Annotated in this window: 17 protein-coding genes; 7 read left to right on the top strand and 10 right to left on the bottom strand. The window is 37.5% G+C overall.

Going from position 1 to position 21249, the window contains the following annotated elements; all coding sequences use genetic code 11:
- Positions 1-43: 43 nt before the first annotated feature.
- Positions 44-1405: an acyl-CoA dehydrogenase family protein gene (locus tag BXY82_RS13180; RefSeq protein ID WP_133758712.1), complete on the top strand. Its 1362-nt coding sequence runs from the start codon at positions 44-46 to the stop codon at positions 1403-1405.
- Between the two features lie 318 nt (positions 1406-1723).
- Complete coding sequence (locus tag BXY82_RS13175) at positions 1724-2605, top strand: diacylglycerol/lipid kinase family protein (RefSeq protein ID WP_133758711.1); 882 nt, start codon at positions 1724-1726, stop codon at positions 2603-2605.
- Here BXY82_RS13175 and BXY82_RS13170 read toward each other — a convergent pair.
- From BXY82_RS13170 to BXY82_RS13140, 7 genes are all read right to left on the bottom strand, one after another.
- Positions 2602-3183 (bottom strand): phosphatase PAP2 family protein, encoded by a 582-nt coding sequence (locus BXY82_RS13170; protein WP_133758710.1) that lies wholly within the window; start codon positions 3181-3183, stop codon positions 2602-2604. The genes BXY82_RS13175 and BXY82_RS13170 overlap by 4 nt on opposite strands.
- Positions 3183-3410, bottom strand: a complete 228-nt coding sequence (locus tag BXY82_RS13165; RefSeq protein ID WP_133758709.1) for a hypothetical protein — start codon at positions 3408-3410, stop codon at positions 3183-3185. The genes BXY82_RS13170 and BXY82_RS13165 overlap by 1 nt, the downstream gene beginning before the upstream one ends.
- Positions 3411-3510: 100 nt before the next feature.
- Positions 3511-4914 carry an MATE family efflux transporter gene (locus tag BXY82_RS13160; RefSeq protein WP_133758708.1) on the bottom strand — a complete coding sequence of 468 codons (1404 nt, stop codon included), beginning with the start codon at positions 4912-4914 and terminating at the stop codon, positions 3511-3513.
- A gap of 119 nt (positions 4915-5033) precedes the next feature.
- On the bottom strand, positions 5034-5978 hold the full coding sequence (locus BXY82_RS13155; RefSeq protein WP_133758707.1) for an NAD(P)H-dependent flavin oxidoreductase: 945 nt from the start codon (positions 5976-5978) through the stop codon (positions 5034-5036).
- Positions 5979-7586 (bottom strand): S8 family serine peptidase, encoded by a 1608-nt coding sequence (locus BXY82_RS13150; protein ID WP_133758706.1) that lies wholly within the window; start codon positions 7584-7586, stop codon positions 5979-5981.
- A gap of 38 nt (positions 7587-7624) precedes the next feature.
- Entirely contained in the window at positions 7625-8812 is a 1188-nt protein-coding gene (gene mnmA, locus BXY82_RS13145; protein WP_133758705.1) for a tRNA 2-thiouridine(34) synthase MnmA, read from the bottom strand.
- Positions 8813-9080: 268 nt separating this feature from the next.
- Entirely contained in the window at positions 9081-9791 is a 711-nt protein-coding gene (locus BXY82_RS13140; RefSeq protein ID WP_133758704.1) for a toxin-antitoxin system YwqK family antitoxin, read from the bottom strand.
- A 65-nt stretch (positions 9792-9856) separates the two neighbouring features.
- On the opposite strand from BXY82_RS13140, the gene BXY82_RS13135 reads away from it, so the two are divergent.
- Complete coding sequence (locus BXY82_RS13135; RefSeq protein WP_133758703.1) at positions 9857-10840, top strand: fasciclin domain-containing protein; 984 nt, start codon at positions 9857-9859, stop codon at positions 10838-10840.
- Between the two features lie 179 nt (positions 10841-11019).
- Here BXY82_RS13135 and yidC read toward each other — a convergent pair whose 3' ends face one another.
- The 3 genes from yidC to BXY82_RS13120 form a co-directional block, all read right to left on the bottom strand.
- Positions 11020-12918, bottom strand: a complete 1899-nt coding sequence (gene yidC, locus BXY82_RS13130) for a membrane protein insertase YidC (protein WP_133758702.1) — start codon at positions 12916-12918, stop codon at positions 11020-11022.
- Positions 12919-13026: 108 nt separating this feature from the next.
- Complete coding sequence (locus BXY82_RS13125) at positions 13027-14667, bottom strand: CTP synthase (RefSeq protein WP_133758701.1); 1641 nt, start codon at positions 14665-14667, stop codon at positions 13027-13029.
- A gap of 239 nt (positions 14668-14906) precedes the next feature.
- Positions 14907-17675, bottom strand: a complete 2769-nt coding sequence (locus tag BXY82_RS13120) for a M16 family metallopeptidase (protein ID WP_133758700.1) — start codon at positions 17673-17675, stop codon at positions 14907-14909.
- A 191-nt stretch (positions 17676-17866) separates the two neighbouring features.
- Between BXY82_RS13120 and BXY82_RS13115 the strand changes: the two genes are divergently transcribed.
- From BXY82_RS13115 to BXY82_RS13100, 4 genes are all read left to right on the top strand, one after another.
- The gene (locus BXY82_RS13115; protein ID WP_133758699.1) at positions 17867-18751 is read left to right on the top strand and encodes an SDR family oxidoreductase; all 885 of its coding nucleotides are present in this window, start codon (positions 17867-17869) and stop codon (positions 18749-18751) included.
- 222 nt (positions 18752-18973) lie between these two features.
- Positions 18974-19738, top strand: a complete 765-nt coding sequence (locus BXY82_RS13110) for a ParA family protein (RefSeq protein WP_133758698.1) — start codon at positions 18974-18976, stop codon at positions 19736-19738.
- Positions 19738-20637 carry a ParB/RepB/Spo0J family partition protein gene (locus BXY82_RS13105; RefSeq protein WP_133758697.1) on the top strand — a complete coding sequence of 300 codons (900 nt, stop codon included), beginning with the start codon at positions 19738-19740 and terminating at the stop codon, positions 20635-20637. The genes BXY82_RS13110 and BXY82_RS13105 overlap by 1 nt, the downstream gene beginning before the upstream one ends.
- A complete protein-coding gene (locus BXY82_RS13100; RefSeq protein WP_133758696.1) occupies positions 20627-21247 on the top strand; it encodes a DUF5683 domain-containing protein in 621 nt (206 codons plus the stop codon). The genes BXY82_RS13105 and BXY82_RS13100 overlap by 11 nt, the downstream gene beginning before the upstream one ends.
- The last annotated feature ends 2 nt before the right edge of the window (positions 21248-21249 follow it).

Here is a 21249-nt window from a genome sequence, read left to right as displayed (position 1 = left end):
ATGACTAACTTTTCAATTATTAATTTGTAAATCTGCAAGCCTTATGCGATTATTCACGAAAATAAAGTCCATTATACAATTAATGAAGGAGGTTAATTTTGAAGATCTCAGTAAAATTTCCGAAAAAATAGATCTGTCAAAGATTATGAAGACGGTAGGCGAATTGGATGAAACACAGTTGGACGGGCTTATGAAAATGCTCACAGAAAAAAGTAAAAAGGGTCAGCACCAACTCCCACCAATTGACGGCGATTTTTATGACATGGATTTAAAATTGACGCAAGAACAACGCGCCATTCAAATGAAAGTTCGAAATTTTATGGAAGATGAAATTGAGCCAATTGCTAATAAATATTGGAATAAGGCCCAATTTCCGATGGAAATCATTCCAAAATTGGCTGCACTTAATATTTGCGGCGTGGCATACAAAGGTTATGGATGCCCTGATTTGCCATTTATTATGGAGGGAATCATAGCCGAAGAACTCGCTCGTGTAGATGTTTCAATCTCTACATTTTTTGGTGTGCATAGCGGACTAGCCATGGGCTCCATTTACCTCTGTGGCAGCGAGGAACAAAAACAGGAATGGCTCCCAAAAATGCAAAAAATGGAATTAATTGGTGCTTTTGGTCTAACAGAGCCCAATGTTGGGAGTGCTGTAGCTGGAGGTATGGAAACCACCTGTAGGCAAGATGGTGATGAGTGGGTGTTAAATGGACAGAAAAAATGGATAGGCAACGCCACCTTTGCGGATGTTACTATTATATGGGCACGAGATGAAGCCACCAATAAGGTAAAAGGTTTTTTAGTACGGAAGGACACGCAAGGCTTTACCACTGAAAAGATAGAAGATAAAATGGCATTGAGGACGGTTCAAAACGCTATCATAACCCTTACCAACTGCAGAATTTCAGAACAAGACCGACTTCAACATGCCAACTCCTTTAGAGACACGGCTAAAGTTTTGCGCATGACTAGGGCTGGTGTTGCATGGCAAGCTGTAGGATGTGCACGGGGCGCCTATGAAAACGCATTGAAGTACACAAAAAAAAGAGAACAGTTTGGAAAGCCTATTGCATCGTTTCAACTAATTCAAAATCATTTGGTGGAAATGCTCTCAAATTTAACTGCCATGAAAACCATGGTGTATAGACTCTCTGAATTACAGGATCAAGGTTTATTAACTGATGAACATGCTTCTTTAGCAAAAGTATTCTGTTCTTTAAGAACAAGAGATGTGGTGAGTCAAGCCCGTGAAGTGATGGGAGGAAATGGTATTTTACTTGAATATAAGGTGGCCAGATTTGTAGCTGATGCAGAGGCTATTTATTCTTATGAAGGCACTAAGGAAATAAATACTTTAATCGTAGGTCGTGCCATAACAGGCTATAGCGCTTTCGTTTGATGGCTTTTCTAAATTTTATAGTAAAACGAGAATTCTATCATTGCGTCATTTGGGTTTATTTTATAAAAATTAATCATTTTGTCTACTTATAATCTATTGTTATTTACACAGCGAATATAAACCTTCAATTCCTTAAATTTTTGATAAATTAATGTGTTCAAAGTGATATCTTTCACCCGCATTTCAGACTTTTGTAAAGTCTTTAAAAATTCGGACTAATTAGGATGATATAGCCATAAACTGTACAATAAAAAATCCAAGATAGATCTTTATATATTCAAATTCTGATCTATTGAACCTCTTTGAACACAAAAACTATTGAGACACATTCATTTTATAGTCAATCCTATTGCTGGCTCAGGAAAGCACCTGATTACTCAAAAATTTTTGCATAATTTTTTTGATCAGGACAACTATGTTGTGAAGATTAAAAAATCGGATTATAAAAAACATGCCAAAACATTAACCAAGGACTCCATTAAAGAGGGGGCTGATATAATTGTAGCATGTGGTGGTGATGGTACCATTAATGAAGTAGCCTCTTGTCTAGTTAATACAAACATTGCCTTAGGCATTATTCCTCTAGGGTCGGGAAATGGCTTAGCGTCCAATTTAAAAATTCCCAAACGCATAGACCAGGCTTTAAATTTGATCAAAACCAATACCATTAAAAAAATTGATGTTGGCCGGATAAATGATCATTACTTCTTTAGCAATACTGGTATTGGCATTGATGCACAGGTTATTATGCATTATGAAAATAGCAACGAACGCCGAATACTGAGCTATATCAAATCATCTTTAAAGGCCTTGAGAGACTTAAATTATCGCAATAAAATCAGTATTGACATCAATGGGGAACAAATAGAAACCTATCCATTTTTGGTGTTTATCTCAAATACTAACGAAATGGGCTATAATATCAGTTTAACTCCAATGGCATCCCTACAAGATGGGTTATTGGATGTGCTTATCGTTTCTAAAATGTCCCGACTGAAATCCATCTATTTTGGTCTATTGATTCTACTTAAAAAACATCATCTCATAAAAGAAGCGAAGCACTACCAAACAAAATCAATAACTATACGTCAAGCAAATCAGACGGCCTATGATAGTCAGATTGATGGCGAATTTTTTAATATAGTTAGTGAAACCATCGACATTAGCTTGTTAGAAAAATCACTTCATGTTATTGCTTAAATCTTGTGGTTAAGATCAAGTTTATTGATGACAGCCTTATTCAATCTATAAAATAGCGTCCCTAAGATAGCACCAAACATGCCTCCTAAAATCACATCTAATGGATAATGTACTCCAATATAGATACGACTGTATCCCATTAGTAACGCCCAAAAAATTAAAAAATACAGTAGGTATTTAAACCGACGTTTTAAGCTAAGACCAATAAACAAAGCGGCAGCCATGGTATTGGATGCATGGCCTGAGAAGAAACCATATTGTCCGCCACAGCGCGATTTAACCAACCGCATACCATCAATCAACTCGGCTAAATGACAGGGTCTGAGCCTGTGAAATCCATTTTTAAAGAGATTGGTAGTCTGATCTGTTACAAGAATCATTAAAGCGACGGCCACGATAGTAATTAAAAACGCCTTCCACTCCATCTCTCTAAAAATCAGATAGAGCAATACTGCATAAAAAGGAATCCAATTAAATTTAGAAGTATAGGCCATCCAAAACGGATCCCAGGTTGACGTCCCTAAACTGTTTAAATAGATGAAGACATCAGTGTCTAACTGTAATAATTGATCTAGCATTAGTGGTTATATCTTTCAATTTCGCGATCATAGAAATCTGTAGCCTGTTGGATTAGGTTTTCAGTTTCAGAGGTGATCTCCTTTTCATCATGTTCATCAAACTCTTCCAACCACTCTACTTCATCATCTTCCAAATTAATAATAAAACGTGGAAATTCAGTATGTATAATGTAAATAGCTTCAGGGAAATCAGTGTTATCGCCTAAAATAAATTTTGGTAATTCCATATGAATAGTCTTTGTTTGTTTTTCTTAAATTATAATCACGTTCAACTGATATCTCCAATATACAACAAAATATGTCCCACTGCTCCTATGGTTAAATCAATTATTGCTTGTCCAATTGAGAGACATCAGTTGTCTCAAATTTTATCAATTTCTTCGTTAGATAATCAAATCTAAAATACAATAAAATTGCAGCACTTGTGAGTCCGGCTATAAGTCCAAGCCATATGCCCAAACTTCCTAACATTTCTTCCTTTCCAAAATAATAACTTACAGGGAACCCAATCCCCCAATAGGAGACAAATGTAATTAAAGTTGGAATTTTCACATCCTGTAAGCCCCTCAATGCCCCTAAGGCCACAACTTGCAGACTATCGCTTATCTGAAAAATTGCAGCTGCCAACAATAAAGTAGATGCAATAGCAACGACTTCTCGTGTATCCACAGCATTAATAGGATCATCTAGATTTACGTATATGGTAGGTAAAACTTTGTGCAGGCCAGCAAATAATAATGCTGAAATAACCGCGAGAATAATGCCCAGGAAAAATATAGACATGGCAATGCGTCTTAATTCGGTAAAATTTTGAAGTCCTTTTTGATTGCCTACCCTAATCATTGCCGCAACACTTAACCCTGTAGCTACCATAAAGGTCATAGAGGACAGATTTAAAGCAATTTGATTGGCCGCTTGTGGGTTTTGACCTAAGGTACCACTTAACCAGATGGCTGCTGTAAAAATGGCCACCTCAAAAAACATTTGCATGGCACTGGGAAAACCAATACTGATGATGGTTTTAAGCATTTTAGATTCCAACACAAAAATCTTGATATTGGTAACATATGCTTTAGCTTTCTCGCGTGCCCTTAATAACCACCACAAGAAAAACACCATAATAACCCTAGAAATAAGTGTTCCTAAAGCTGCACCAACAAGGCCCATTTCAGGAAAGCCAAACTTACCGAATATTAATAGGTAGTTTAAAACTACGTTGATAATGTTTGCAAGAATAGTAGCATACATTGGGTATTTTGTAAGAGACAATCCATCACTGAACTGTTTAAATGCTTGGTATATTATTAATGGAATCAATGAAAATCCTACCAAATCCAAATAAGGGATGGCCAACGCTACCACCTCTTCTGGCTGATCCATAATGTACATTAAGGGTTTTGCCAAGAGTAACATCAGAAATAAGAAAATTCCTAAGACCGTGCAAAGAAACAATCCGTGCTTAAATGCCGATTTACCCTTTTTAAAATTCTTTTCCGTATCAGCCTCCGCAACTAATGGTGTAATGGCCGTAGAGAACCCAATTCCTAAAGACATGGCTATAAACACAAAGCTGTTACCTAAAGAAACCGCAGCGAGCTCTGTGGCTCCCAACTGCCCCACCATGATATTATCCACCAAACTTACAAACGTATGCCCAAGCATGCCCAGCATAACCGGGGCAGCCAAGTTTAAGTTGTACTTAAATTCTTTTGTATATTGTGATAAAACCACGTTGAAATTTTAAAAGTGCAAAGGTAGAAGTTTGGTCAAGTTAATGCGTCATTTTCTCATATTATTTCAGGCCGATCATTGCCATCAACTTATAACAGGACACGCGTAGATGAACCCCTTCAAAAGAACGAATTTACCTGTTGCTTCGCTCTATAGTATTCGGCTAACATATCTTCTACAATTACCGCAACGGGCTTGATATCATGAATTAAACCAGCAATTTGACCTATCTCCAACTCACCTTCTTCCAAATCGCCTTCAAACATACCACGTTTTGCGCGCGCTCTTCCTAATAAGTCTTTTAAATCATCTACTGTTGGTGATGATTTATAAAGTTCAGCAACATCATTGTAAAACTTATTTTTGATCAGACGTACGGGCGCCAACTCTTTTAAGGTTAATTGCGTGGCACCTTCCTTTGCTTTGACAACTTCATCTTTAAAAGCTTGATGTGCCGAGCTTTCTTGACTAGCTACAAACCGACTCCCAACCTGAACGCCGTCGGCACCTAATACCATAGCAGCCAACATGCCCTGCCCGGTAGCGATTCCGCCAGCAGCAATCAATGGAATTTCTAAGGCTTCCCTTACCATAGGTATTAGCGTAAAAGTGGTACTTTCTTCTCGCCCATTATGTCCACCAGCTTCAAAACCTTCAGCCACCACGGCATCAACCCCTGCCTCTTGGGCTTTCATAGCAAATTTTACACTACTTACCACATGTACCACTGTTACACCACGTTCTTTAAGCCATCCCGTCCAAGATTTAGGGTTTCCTGCAGATGTAAATACAATTTTCACCCCTTCATCAACAATAATCTGCATAATTTCTTCAATGTTGGGATATAGCATAGGCACATTGACACCAAAAGGTTTATCTGTTGCCTTTTTACACTTCTGAATGTGGTCCCGCAGAACATTGGGGTACATAGATCCAGCTCCAATAAGCCCCAGGATACCTGAATTGCTAGAAGCAGAGGCTAAACGCCAACCGCTATTCCAGATCATTCCAGCTTGAATTATAGGATATTGAATTTTAAAGAGAGTGGTAATTGAATTTGACATTTATTGTTTTATAAATTTGTGGCTATGAGTAGTATTATCTGATTTAATTTTGAGAATGTAGAGTCCCGAAGCGAGTTCAGATACATGAATATTTAAAAGTGCCTTTGTTAGAACTTGCTCTCTAACAAGTTGACCAAACACATTATAGATTTGCAGTTTACCGTCTTTAGTATGGGATGGAAATCTTAAATACAACTGATCTGAAACAGGATTGGGATACACTTTTATCGAATTCGCATCAGCCACCTTGGTAGATAGCGTGAGACTCAATGCAGCATTAAAATTAGGAATACCATAACCTAAAAGATCATCTGGTGACTCATATTGAGACGCTGAAGACCTGATAAACGTTTTAATTTGCGCTGCAGTGGCTGTTGGCATGGCTTGCCATAAACTTGCTATTGCTCCCGCAATAATGGGCGCACTAAAGGAAGTGCCATTATTACTGACAATGACACCCGTTTCATCAATCACGAATGATCCTAATCCTTGCGCTACCACATCTGGTTTTTGAGTAGGCTGAAATATACTGCCACGCGAACTAAAAAAGGCATAATCGCCATTGGAATCTACAGCGCCAATTGTAAATACTCCGGGAGCGTCAGCAGGTGCCGTCACAATACGCCATGTTGTATTTCCTGAATTTCCTGCTGAATTTACTACCAAAATTCCTTTTTCTGCAGCAATATTAGCACCTTTGCTGATAAAGGTGGTACTGCCATTCATCTCTTCAGGTGTGTAGTTATAGTTAGCATTGTCAAAAGTATTATAGCCTAAAGATGAGGTAATTATGTGTACTCCCAAACTATCTGCTCGCTCGGCAGCTTCCACCCAATAACTTTCTTCAACCGGATTTTCACTAGTGGCATCTTCAGTACGGAACAAATAATATGAAGCATCTGGCGCCGTACCAACGAATTTGTCTTCTATAAATCCGGCCATGGTACTTAATACACGTGTGCCGTGGGAGCTCCCTTTATAGGCAAATATTGCCGAGGTGCGGTCTACAAAATCATAGCCACCCATAAATTTATTAGCATCCCTTAATCGTTTATAGGCCGTCAATGTATTGACATTAGGAAAGCCAGAATCAAAAACCGCAATTTTAATACCGTCTCCCGTATAATCAGCATTGTGAAGTGCATCTACTTGAATCATGTCAGTTTGATTTTTTGCATTTCCATATACAAAATCGTTTGTAGTGGTTACCACTGAAGATTTGTTATGCTGAGGGTTGGGACGGGCTAAATCTGTAAGCGTTCTATCGGCAAAATCGATCTTACGAATAAACTCAAAACTAAAAAGCGCCTCAATGTCTTTTAAGGTTCCCCTAACGTGTACGGCATTCATCCATTTCGATTTGGCCAAAACTGCAATAGTTTCTGTCGCTTTTAAAGTTGCAATATAGAAAGCACTGACTGGGACGTCTCTAACATCAATACTGATATTATGAAGATTTTTCCTATCAACGGCCTGTTGCGTCAGTATAGTCAGGGGGTTCTGAAGAGACGCCTCAACATTCTCCTTATCGGCAAAATAGACCCAAGCATCTTGTTGAGCAAAAGCCGCATGGGTAATGCAACATAAAAGGAATAGAATGATTTTCATGTAGTACGGGAGAAATTTAGTAATCTCAGTACTGCAATTTATGAAATAACTCCCGAACCTACTAATTCGTCATCAAGATACCAGGCCACAAATTGACCTTCTGTAATAGCCGATTGGAGATCTTTAAAAACCACATACATACCATGTTCTAGTTGATGTAAGGTTGCTTTTTGAAGCGGTTGGCGGTATCTAATTCTGGCATTTACAACCATGGTTTGATCTACCTCCAGCTTCAAATCTTCTCGAATCCAATGTATTTCTTCATTTGAAACAAATAGTGCTTTCTTAAGCAATCCTGGGTGATTTTTACCTTGCCCTGTATAAATTACATTTTCTTCGACATCCGTATCAATAACAAACAATGGCTCCACTGTTCCGCCAATGGCAAGACCTTTACGCTGTCCTTTTGTGAAATAATGGGCACCCTGATGTTTTCCAACAATTTTTCCATCGGCAACTGTATAGTCTATTTTGCGGGTTAAATAGGCAAGCTCATCTTTTTCAGAGGCAAACTCTGGTTCTTCTTGCTTATACAATTCTTGTTCTGAAGGAATTTCTACAATAACCCCTTCCTTTGGTTGCAATTTTTGTTGTAAAAACTCCGGCAGTCTTACTTTACCTATAAAACACAATCCTTGTGAATCCTTTTTACCAGCAGTAACCAAATCTAAATCCGTAGCAATTTTACGCACTTCGGGCTTTGTCAGTTCGCCGATAGGAAACAAAGCTTTGGAAAGTTGTTCTTGAGATAATTGACATAAGAAATAGGACTGATCTTTATTATTGTCAACTCCAGAAAGCAATTGATAAATGGGGGCTCCATTTTTATCCAGTATTCCTTTACGACAATAGTGACCTGTAGCAACGTAATCTGCACCCAAGTTGAGCGCAATTTTCATGAAAACATCAAACTTAATTTCTCTGTTGCAAAGCACATCCGGATTTGGTGTTCTTCCCTTTTGATATTCATCAAACATATAATCAACAATACGCTCTTTGTATTGCTCACTTAAATCGACCGTTTGAAATGGGATCCCTAATTTATCGGCCACCAACATGGCATCATTACTATCATCTAACCACGGACATTCATCAGAAATGGTCACAGAATCATCATGCCAATTTTTCATAAATAGCCCAATAACCTCATAGCCTTGCTCCTTTAACAAATAAGCCGCAACACTTGAATCTACACCTCCCGAAAGTCCTACAATTACTCTTTTCATTTTGCAAAATTACGAAGATTATTGTAAATGAAATCGAATTTGAAAGTGTATTTGCGTGCACGTAATATCCCACAAATTGTGCTGATTTTTGCACACTGTTTGTTGATTAAAAATTCCAACAAAAATCCAGAAGCATATCAGAAACAATAGAAGTCTATATAAACACTAAATTCCAGCAGATTGCTTCATTTAAGGTAGATTTTTCATTGAAACCCCAACTTGAAACAATAGAAACAACAGAAACTGTTTACTGCCTACTATAAACTGCCTACTGCTTAATCGGATTCTTACTATATTCCGTAAAATCTTTTTCCTCGGTCAAGGTGCCGTTTTCATAAAACTTCCAGATCCCGTGTTTTTTATCGTTTCTATACGCACCTTCAGCCAAAATTTCTCCGTCGCCATTATAGTATTTGGACATGCCATTAAGCTTATCATCTTTATATGTAAATTCTTTAATCATCACGCCCTTTTCAGAAAATATTTTCGAAATGCCTTCCAGTTTTCCACCTTTATAATGTGCGTGTTCGGCCATTTGACCATTTGGATAATAGACCATTCGCTCGCCCTCAAGTTTTCCATTACTGTTGTAATGCTCAACCGTCATGACTGCTTTGGTTTTGTTATGATAATACACCCATTTCCCCACAAAAAGCGTATCCTTCATTTGGCCCTCACTAATCAATTTGCCCTTAGAGGAGAAAAATTTTACACTGATATCATCACTGTTTGGACTAAATTCCCGTGTGGCACTCAGAACACTCTTTTTTTGATCTAATTTATAAAATTTAAAGAGCCCTACTTCTTTGCCATGCTCAAATGTACCTTCGTATCGTGGCTCATTTAAACCTTCGAAATTCTTTTTCCATACACCGTGACGTTTACCATTAGCATCTCGCTGATTTATAGAATCTTGAGCATAGCTAGTTGTTAAAAACAGTGTTAAAAATACAGTAAAAAATATATTTTGTTTAATCATTTTGTAATATTGTTAAACAGAACTCAAGTTTAATTATATAATGTCGAACAAATAAACTCAAAAAAATGAAACTTATTTTAAAAACCTTGAAGATTTTACCATTACTAATTTTCATGACGATCATCCAGTCCTGTAGTAATGATGATGATATCAATATGCCTCAGGAAAAGGATATTGTACAAACTGCGATAGCTACTCCTGAGTTGAGCAATTTAGTGGTAGCGTTACAAGTAGCAGACGGCAATTTGGTGACAGCATTAAGTGGAAATGGTCCATTTACGGTATTAGCCCCAACTAACACAGCATTTCAGAAATTTTTGACTTATAACGGCTATGCCAACCTAAGCGACGTACCTAAGGCAATGCTCTCAAACATATTATTAAACCATGTTATTGCAGGTGAAGTGGCATCAACCAATTTGATTAATGCGGGCTCTAGTTATGCTAAAACAAGTGCTACAGGACCTCAAGGTGAAAACTTAAGTTTATATTTCAACGCTGATACAAATGTGACTTTTAATGGTCTTTCTACCGTTACTAATGCAGATATCAGTGCATCCAACGGAACAATACATATTGTTGATGCCGTAATTGCCCTGCCAACCATTGTAGATTTTGCAGTGGCAAACCCGGCATTATCGAGTTTAGTTGCGGCGTTACAATCAGCAGATTCACAATCGCCCTCCCCTAATCTCATTCCAACCTTATCAGGCAATGGTCCCTTTACAGTATTTGCACCAACAAATGATGCTTTTGCCGCGTTGTTGAATGAGCTTGACCCAAGTGGAAATACAACATTGGCAGATGTTCCTGCTGAAACTGTTGAAGCTATTTTGAAATATCATGTTGTAAGCGGAAATATCACTTCAACCATGATTCCCAACGGAGAAGTCCAAACATTAGGAGGCATGGTCTCAATAAACGCTGCAAAGCTTAGCATCACAGACCCTAACAACAGAATTAGTAATATAATTCCAGCATTGGTAGACATACAAGCTGTGAACGGTGTTGTTCACGCCATTGATAAAGTGGTTTTACCAAAGCAATAATTATAGTATTTAGAAGTGGTGTTCTAAATATTTGGTGATTGATGGTTAAATGTCTCTGTGTAATGTAGAGACATTTTTTTGCTCTCATATATTCTACAATTACATTCCCAATCAATTATAATAATAAAAAAGCCCCTGATAAAATCAGAGGCTTTTGGTATAAGATTAGAATGATAAACTTAACGTTTTCCTTTTTGTTTCTGTTGTTGCTCAGCCTGCTCCATCATTTCTTTCATTTTCTTTTGGAACTTGCTTTCTTTTTTCGGTTTAGCTTTGTTCACCTGAATTTGTGCATGGATTTTATCTTCATCTAGAATAAAATTCTTAATGACCAACATGATACCAATACTAATTAAGTTGGATATGAAATAATACAAACTCAATCCTGATGCGTAATTATTAAAGAAGAACAACATCATGATTGGCGACAAGTAGATCATGTACTTCATCATTTTAGCCATATCTGGCATCCCTTCCTGTGTTGGTTGTGAGGCCATTTGCTGACCTGTAGTCATCTTCATATAGAAGAAAATTGCAATAGAAGCCAAGATTGGGAACAAACTCACGTGATCTCCATAAAATGGAATCTTAAATGGCAAATTTGCAATGGTGTCATATGATGATAAATCATCTGCCCAAAGGAAGCTTTTCTGACGAATATCAAACGCTGATGGGAAGAATTGGAATAAGGCATAGAATACTGGCAATTGAATCAGTGCCGGCAAACAGCCACTTAATGGGCTGGCTCCTGCCTTAGACTGCAAGGCCATTGTTTCCTGTTGGACTTTCAACTTGTTATCCTTGTACTTTTCTCGTATAGCGTCTAATTCTGGCTTTATGATCTTTAGTTTAGCTTGAGATAAGAATTGCTTATATTGGACGAAGGACAAGCCCAATTTTATTAAAATAGTCATGACCACAATCGCTATTCCATAAGGCATAAAGGACCCCAAAAATGAAAATAACGGAATGAAGAGATAGCGGTTAATCCAACCGAAGATACCCCAACCTAATGGCAATATTTCATCCAAATTTCTGTCGTAGGCATTTAAAATTTTATAATCACTAGGACCATAATAAAGATCCATACTCTTATTTAATTCCCCACCTTGCAAAACTAGAGGCAATTTGGTTGTAAACGCCTTTGTAAACACGGTGTCTACATCTTCATCCTGTACTAAGTTTTTAGACGTAAATGCCCCTTCTTTAAAAGGCCTATCGGCTAAAAGAATAGACGTAAAGAAATGTTGCTTATTAGCTACCCAAGTCACATCTTCGGCAGTATCATCAGTAAAATCCTGCTGGCCCAAATAATCATCTTTACCCCCATCATACTCAAATAAAAGTTCTGTATATCTATTTTCATAAGAGATACTTTTAGCGTGGCGATAGGTTTTGATGTTCCAATCCAAATTAATCTGCTGTGAACTATTAATAACATCACTCAAACCTTGCGAGCGTACATTAAACCCAAACATATAGTCATCTGGTTTTAACTCGTAACGATACTCTAAAAATTTACTTTCAGAAACCTTAAGCTTCATAGAAACTACAGTATTATCGCCATTTTTTGTAACTGTTGGCTCAAAATAAAGATCTTTGGTATTTAAGTTTCTATTATCTGTTGTGGAGAATGAAATATTAAAATCCGCGTTACCATCCTTAATAATATAGATCGGCACAGAATCATAAGACACAAACTTTTTTAATTTGACTTCAGATAGATACCCGCCTTTATTGCTAAACTTTAACTGTAATAAATCAGTTTCCACCAAGGTTTCAGAATCTTTGGCTGAAGGCAAGGTTGAAGCGTAAGCAAAAGCGCCGAGCTTGTTTTTTAACCCTTCTAATTTTAACGAATCTAATGCTGAAGTATTGGAGTAATCATTGGCATTTGTGACAAATGTATCCTTTTCAACTTTTTGTTTATTCTCAGCAGCTTGTTGCTCTTGTTTCGCCTTTTCTTGGGCTGCAATTTCCTCAGGAGTTGGTTTGTTTTGCCATAGCATAAACAATAATATTCCGAAAATAAGAACGAATCCTATAATAGAATTGAGGTCAAATTTTTTTTCTTCCATTTATTTTATGTTCAGACCTCAGCGGGTTAAAAAACCTTATAAGGACTTTATTAAATTGGTGATTACTATTTTTTTGATAAAATTCTTAACTCAAAAATATATCCAAATTTAGTTTTGTGCCATACTGACACGATTGGATTCATTTTTATGATCTACCGCAGCCTTTACAAAGGACACAAATAGAGGATGTGGATTGGCAACGGTACTTTTATACTCAGGATGGTATTGCACCCCCACGAACCAGCTATGGGATGGAATCTCAACGATTTCTACCAAACCTGTCTCAGGGTTTAATCCTGTGGCCTTCATACCTGCATCTTCAATTTGCTGCTTGTAGGCGTTATTAAATTCATAACGGTGACGGTGACGCTCCATAATAGCATTGGTTTGATACACCTCCTTTGCTATACTGCCATCTTCAATCTGACACGCCCAAGCTCCTAAACGCATAGTCCCGCCTTTGTCAGTAATATTTTTTTGTGATTCCATTAAATCGATAACAGGGTCAGATGTATGCTCATTCATCTCCGTTGAATTAGCGTTCTTCAAACCTAAAACATTACGAGCATATTCAATAACCGCCATTTGCATTCCCAAGCATATTCCTAAAAATGGAATGTTGTTTTCTCTAACATACTTAACGGCTTCAATTTTACCATCTACACCGCGTTCTCCAAAACCTGGAGCTACGAGTACACCATCTAAATGCGCTAATGCTTTAGCGGCATTTTCCACAGTTAAATGTTCAGAATGGATGGGCTCTACAGTAACTTTAACTTCGTTCTCAGCGCCTGCATGAATAAAAGCTTCCAAAATAGACTTGTAAGAATCCTGAAGTTCTACATATTTACCAATCAAACCGATAGTGACTTCACTCTTCGGGTTTTTATGACGTTTTAAAAACTGATTCCACTGTGTTAAATCTGGCGCGTCACTTTGTAGGTCTAACTTTTTGAGTACTACCTTATCCAGGCCTTGCTCTAACATTAAATTGGGTACGTCATAAATTGTTGACGCATCAATAGATTGGATGACCGCTTCTTCACGGACGTTGCAAAACAACGCCAATTTACGACGCAAATCCAATGGCAGTTCATGTTCCGTACGGCACACTAAGATATCAGCCATGACACCGCTTTCCATTAATGTTTTTACACTATGTTGGGTAGGTTTTGTTTTTAATTCTCCAGCCGCAGACAAATAGGGCACCAAGGTTAAATGGATAACGATGGCGTTGTGTTCTCCCAAATCCCATTTTAATTGGCGTACCGCTTCTACATAAGGAAGCGACTCGATATCTCCAACTGTACCACCAATTTCTGTAATGACAATATCAAATTCGCCCGATTTTCCAAGAATTTGAACCCGTTCCTTGATTTCATCAGTAATATGTGGAATGACTTGAACGGTTTTACCTAAAAATTCTCCGCGACGTTCCTTTTCAATGACACTTTGATAAATGCGACCTGTAGTGACGTTATTGGACTGGCTGGTGGTTACATTTAAAAATCGTTCGTAATGTCCTAAATCCAAATCTGTCTCTGCACCATCATCGGTCACATAACATTCCCCATGCTCATACGGATTCATCGTTCCGGGGTCAACATTAATATATGGGTCTAATTTTTGAATTGTGGTTCTGTAACCTTGAGCTTGAAGTAATTTCGCCAATGAGGCAGCAATGATGCCCTTCCCTAAAGAAGATGTTACGCCTCCGGTAACGAATATGTATTTTGTAGTAGTTGTCATGTTGCGCTGTTAAACGCAGGCAAATTTACAAAATTTAAATAGTTATTGTAGCATCAAATTTTAGTTATTTCAGAACACCAGAAAGCGTCTGAATAATCTAGTTAGCCACTCTTAAACAATCACTTGCAATCACTTTAGTGTAACTTCAATATTCCAATAATAAAAATTTCAAAAACGAAAAAACCTGCGTTCAGGTTAAAACTGAAGTAGCAGGTCTTTCTTTTTTTGCAAAATTGTCATTAATCAATCTTATTATCTTCCTTCTTGATTTCAAAATTATCAAAATCGCCACCATTTACTACGGTCCAATTATCGTAGTTTTTAAAATACTTTTTGATAACTTTATTAACGTCTTCAACGGTCAATTTTTTAACTTGTTCTTCCACGTTTTTTTGAAAGTCCATATCTCTATCATAATATAAATTAGAGGATATGACCCGGGCCAATTCATTATCCTTAGCTCTAGACACATTTTGTTCCTGAACCCAACCATTTACGGCATTGGTCAGCTCTTCTTGGGTAATACCCTCAGCAATGTAACGCGCAATTTCCTCTTTGAAACCTTGTTGTACTTTTGACGCATTTTCTGGGGCATAAATGGCATAAATATACATGGACGAATTTTTATCATCCTTATTACTATCCACTCCAACATTACCACCAGCACCATAACTCACACCATCCTGCTGACGCAATCGACCCGCAATACGAGAATTTAAAAAGCCCCCACCAAAAACTTCTCCCGCAATTTGTAAGGCTGCATAATCTTTATCATACTGACTTCCTTCAAAGGATAACACCCCTAAGGTGAAGGCATTCTTTTTGTCTGGAGTTATAATTTTTTCATTCGCTGGCTTACTGTTTTTAAATTTGTCGCTGATTTCAGTGTACTTTTTATCAGATTTAAAATCGGCAAAATTGTTTTCAAAATAGGTTTTAACGGCATCTTCATCCATATTGCCAATTCCTACCAATGATGCACTATTATTAACACCATAAAAATCTTTATGATAAGCTTTTAAGTCTGCAACGGTTATGGCATTTATGGCCTCAATTTCTTCTTCTAAAGTTCTATTATATAAAGGGTGCCCTTTGTCATATTTATTGTTCAACAAACCGATTTGTCTAGAAACTACAGATTGTGGCTCTGATTTACGCTCGTCAAGGCTAGCCAAATCCTGCGTTTTTAATTTTTCCAATTCCGTGGCATCAAATGTTGGATGTTTTAACATGTCTGTCATTAACCCCAAAGTTTCCATAAGATTTTCCTCAGTACTGTTAACGGAGGCGGTGACGCGACCGTTAGATCCACTAAAATATACTGATGATTTTAATGATGCCAATTGATCTTCAATATCTTGTCTGGATTTTGTAGTCGTGCCTTTATTCAACATTCTAGCAGTATATCTAGCCGCAAGCCCTTTATTCATTAATTGATCCAGATTTCCAGTCCGTAGATTGAAAGTTAAATTGACTGTTTTGCCACGATTATCTTTAGAAATAAGACCGTATTCAATACCGCTTTTTTCTAATGTTCCAGAATTTAAGGTTTTTTGAATATTTTCATAAGAGACGTCAAATGCTTCACCCGCATTTAGGGCCTCCTTGCCTTTATAATTGGCAACCAAAGCCTGTAAATTCTCAGTATGTGGAATGCCCACACGTACAGGGTTTTTTGTTGGAACAAAATTACCAACCGTTCTATTAGATGGAATCATATATTTTTTGATGGCAGCATTAACCTTGTCGGCCGTCATCTCCTCTATACGATCTCTGAAAATAAATGCCAATCGCCAATCGCCAGCACCAATAAATTCGCTCATATACGTTCCCAAATAGGACGAGTTTCTAAACACTTGATCCATTTGTTTCAACATATTTGCTTTTGCGCGATTCAATTCGGCTTCAGTAATTGGATTTTTCGGCATTTCATCCAAAGTGGTCAATAAGGTTTTTTCTGCATCAACGAGCGATTTATCTGAGGGCACATCCACATTCATATATAAAAAAGAAGGTTCTTTTGTAAATGGTGTAAATGACCAGATTCCTGATGCTTTTTTACCATCAACCAGTGCTTTGTATAATCTGCCGGAAGGCTCATCTGTCAATATTTGCTCAGCTATTGCTAAAGCTGCCGCATCTTCATGAGACCCTGCCGGTACGTGGTACAATGCAGATACGATCTGCAAATCGCCCACACGATTTAAAGTGACCCGTTTCTCTCCGTCTTGTTCAGGTTCTATTGTTGGCACATCCACTAATTTACCCTCTGGATTTTTAATTGGCCCGAATTTCTTAACGATTAAATCTAAGGTTTCTTCAATATCAAATTTTCCCGTCACCATTAAAACGGCATTATCAGGACGGTAGTATTTTTTGTAGAATGCCTTTAAATTTTCAATAGGCACACGCTCAATATCTGACTTGTTTCCAATAGTAGATTGTCCGTAATTATGCCATAAATAGGCTGAACTGATCACTTTTTGCATCAAGACACCTGAGGGTGAGTTCTCACCACTTTCAAATTCATTTCGAACCACTGAAAATTCAGAATCCAAATCCTTTTTCGCGATGTAAGAATTAACCATCCTATCCGATTCCAAATCTAAAGCCCAGTCTAAATTTTCATCGGTGGCATTAAAAGTTTCAAAATAATTGGTCCGATCATACCAGGTTGTGCCATTTGGCCGCGCACCATGTGAGGATAACTCTTCAGGAATATTTGGATGATTAGGTGTACCCTTAAATACTAAATGTTCCAATAAATGGGCCATTCCCTTTTCGCCATAACCCTCATGGCGGCTTCCTACCAAATAGGTAATATTGACGGTTATGGTTTGCGCTGAATTATCAGGAAACAACAACACTTTTAACCCATTGTCTAAGCTGTATTCAGTTATCCCCTCAACACTAGCCCCTTTAGTAATTTGTGCCTGAGTACTGATGGTAATTACGAAACACATGAGCAGCGTAACTGTAATTTTGAATAAATTGTGGTGGTTTTTCATATTTTAAAGTCTAATTGATTGATCTTAAATATATAACAAAATATCTTATTTCTGTTTCCTGAATTGACTAAATTCTCATCCTTAATTAGAAGTTTTTTTTCTAAGCAATAAGAAAAAATTGACATTTGAAACTGACAAACCATGATAATAATCCGTAATTTTAGTTTCATTTTTCACCCTAAAAAAACAACATCATGTACACTCAAAAAATGCTCAGAGATGGAGCTTTAAAAGGAAAAACCATAGTAGTCACAGGTGGTGGAAGCGGATTGGGCAAGGCCATGTCTAAATACTTTTTAGAGTTAGGCGCCAATGTTGCCATTACCTCCCGTAACCTAGAGAAATTAAAAAACACGGCAAAAGAATTAGAACAAGAGACCAACGGCATCTGCCTCCCATTACAGTGTGATGTTAGAAACTATGACGAAGTGGAGGAAATGTTAAAAGGTGCGCTCGAAAAATTTGGCACAGTGGATGTTCTCCTTAATAATGCGGCGGGAAATTTCATTTCTCCTACAGAACGACTTTCAGCCAATGCCTTTGACACTATAATAGATATTGTTTTAAAAGGCACTAAAAATTGCACCCTCGCTTTTGGAAAGCATTGGATTGACACTAAACAAAGCAACACATCCATACTTAATATTGTAACCACCTATGCCTGGACAGGCTCTGCCTATGTGGTGCCTAGCGCAACAGCTAAAGCTGGAGTTTTGGCCATGACTCGAAGTCTTGCAGTTGAATGGGCAAAATACGGCATGCGTTTTAACGCTATTGCACCAGGCCCATTCCCTACCAAAGGCGCTTGGGACCGACTCTTGCCTGGAGATCTAAAAGAGAAATTTGACATGGCTAAGAAAGTCCCCTTAAACCGTGTAGGAGAACATCAAGAATTAGCAAATTTGGCAGCGTATTTGGTATCTGATTTTTCAGCTTACGTAAATGGTGAAGTCATTACGATTGATGGTGGCGAATGGCTTAAAGGTGCAGGTCAATTTAATCTACTGGAAGAAATCCCTGAAGAAATGTGGGATCAATTGGAGGCCATGATCAGGGCTAAAAAAACTAAAAGTTAAAAACCTGCTCATCATCTTCTTAAAATTTAACAGTCTCATTCCCAAGCAAAACACACCTTGAGCAGATCCTAAATCAGAGGTTAACTCCCTGATGTTAAACCTTTAAAAAACTCGAACATTTAGAGATTACACCTTTGTTTTCCTGCGTCATTTGTTAACAAGTAACATTTTTTAAACTCGCAAATAATCGTATTTTTACCGAGACTAAAACCAGATCATTTAATGGGTAAAATCATTGCAATAGCCAATCAAAAAGGAGGCGTTGGAAAAACCACAACGTCGGTAAATTTAGCCGCATCCTTAGGTGCATTAGAGAAAAAAGTATTATTAATAGACGCCGATCCACAAGCCAATGCCTCATCAGGTTTAGGTATTGATGTAGAAGCTGTAGAAGTTGGATCCTATCAACTTATTGAACATTCAGCAACAGCTGAGGACTGTATCATGGCTACTAACGCACCACATGTGGATATTATTCCTGCACATATTGATTTGGTTGCTATTGAGATCGAGTTGGTTGATAAAGATGAACGAGAATACATGCTTAAAAAAGCAATTGAACATCTGAAAACACAATATGATTATATATTAATAGATTGTGCGCCATCTTTAGGACTGTTGACACTGAATGCCCTTACGGCTTCAGATTCTGTTATTATACCGATACAATGTGAGTATTTTGCATTGGAAGGTTTGGGTAAATTATTGAACACCATCAAAAGTGTCCAACGCATCCACAACCAAAATTTGGATATAGAAGGTATGTTACTTACCATGTATGATGCGCGTTTGCGACTATCAAATCAAGTAGTAGAAGAAGTGCAAAAACATTTTAGCGATATGGTTTTTGACACCATCATTCAACGTAATGTACGTTTGGGCGAAGCCCCTAGTTTTGGTGAGAGTATCATTAATTACGATATCAGCAGTAAAGGCGCTACCAACTATTTGAGTCTGGCAAAAGAAATTATTAAAAAGAACCAATAATGGCGAAAGCAACCCAAAAACAAGCTTTAGGAAGAGGATTATCAGCACTATTAAAAGATCCAACCAACGATATTAAATCGGTGCAAGATAAGAATGCCGATAAGGTTATTGGAAATATTGTGGAGTTGGAATTGGAGGCTATTGAGATCAATCCGTTTCAGCCTCGAACCAATTTTAATGAAGAGACCCTTCGCGAATTAGCATCATCCATAAAGGAACTTGGAGTGATTCAACCTATCACAGTTAGAAAATTAGACTTTAACAAATACCAATTAGTTTCTGGAGAACGCCGTTTTAGGGCTTCTAAACTTATCGGTTTAAAGACAGTTCCCGCTTATATCAGAATTGCAAATGATCAGGAATCTCTCGAAATGGCCTTGGTGGAAAACATTCAACGCCAAGATTTAGATCCAATAGAAATTGCCCTGTCTTACCAACGATTGATAGATGAAATTCAGTTAACCCAAGAGCAAATGAGCGAACGTGTGGGTAAAAAACGCTCTACCATTGCCAATTATTTACGTCTTTTAAAATTAGACCCGATCATTCAAACCGGTATGCGGGATGGCTTTCTATCTATGGGACATGGCCGTGCCATTATAAACATAGAAGACCAATCAGATCAGCTTGATATCTACGAGAAAATACTTTCAGACAAATTATCAGTAAGAGACACAGAAGCGCTTGTTAAAAATTATCACAATAAAGGAGAAACAAAACATACTGAAAAAACGGAGTTACCTAAATTTATCAAAAATGGGGTTCAAGAATTTTCAGAATACTTTGGACATAAAATTAGCGTTAAAGTGAGTAAGAACGGCAAAGGGACTATAAGTATTCCTTTTCATTCTGAAGAAGATTTTAATCGGATCAAAAAACTAGTTCAAAGTGCTAAATAAACGCATTTATATCTCTCTTTTTATTTTATGCTTTGTTTCTGTCTCCGGATTTTCACAAACCAAAACGGATTCTATCCCAACATCACCAACAACAACCACCCAAGCCCTATCTAATGATGTTGTTATAGATAGTGTTACAAGGAAACCTCTAAATATTTTGGCGCCATCAAAAGCGGCATTTTATTCTGCAATTCTTCCAGGCTTAGGCCAAGCTTACAATAAAAAATATTGGAAAATCCCTATTGTATATGCAGCAATTGGTACTGGAATCTATATTTATTTGGATAATGATAAGCAATACAACCGCTATCGCGATATCTATAAAAGACGGTTGGCCGGACATACTGACGACGAGTTTTATGGAGACGGTCCCACTCCAAAAGTATCAAATGACGGACTCATTCGTGCACAAAACACTTTGCGTCGCAACAAGGAATTATCATTACTGATAACCTTCGGTCTCTATGCACTTAATATAATAGATGCCAATGTAGATGCGCATTTATTACAATATAATTTAGACGAAAATTTGGCGCTTAAACCACATTTTCAATTTAATGAACAAGAAAATTCCACCGACTTAGGTGTGACGTTAAATTTTAAATTTTAACT

It is taken from the genome of Gelidibacter sediminis, assembly GCF_004364975.1.
In the GTDB taxonomy this organism is placed as follows: domain Bacteria; phylum Bacteroidota; class Bacteroidia; order Flavobacteriales; family Flavobacteriaceae; genus Gelidibacter; species Gelidibacter sediminis.
This window is presented reverse-complemented; position numbering and strand designations above follow the sequence as displayed.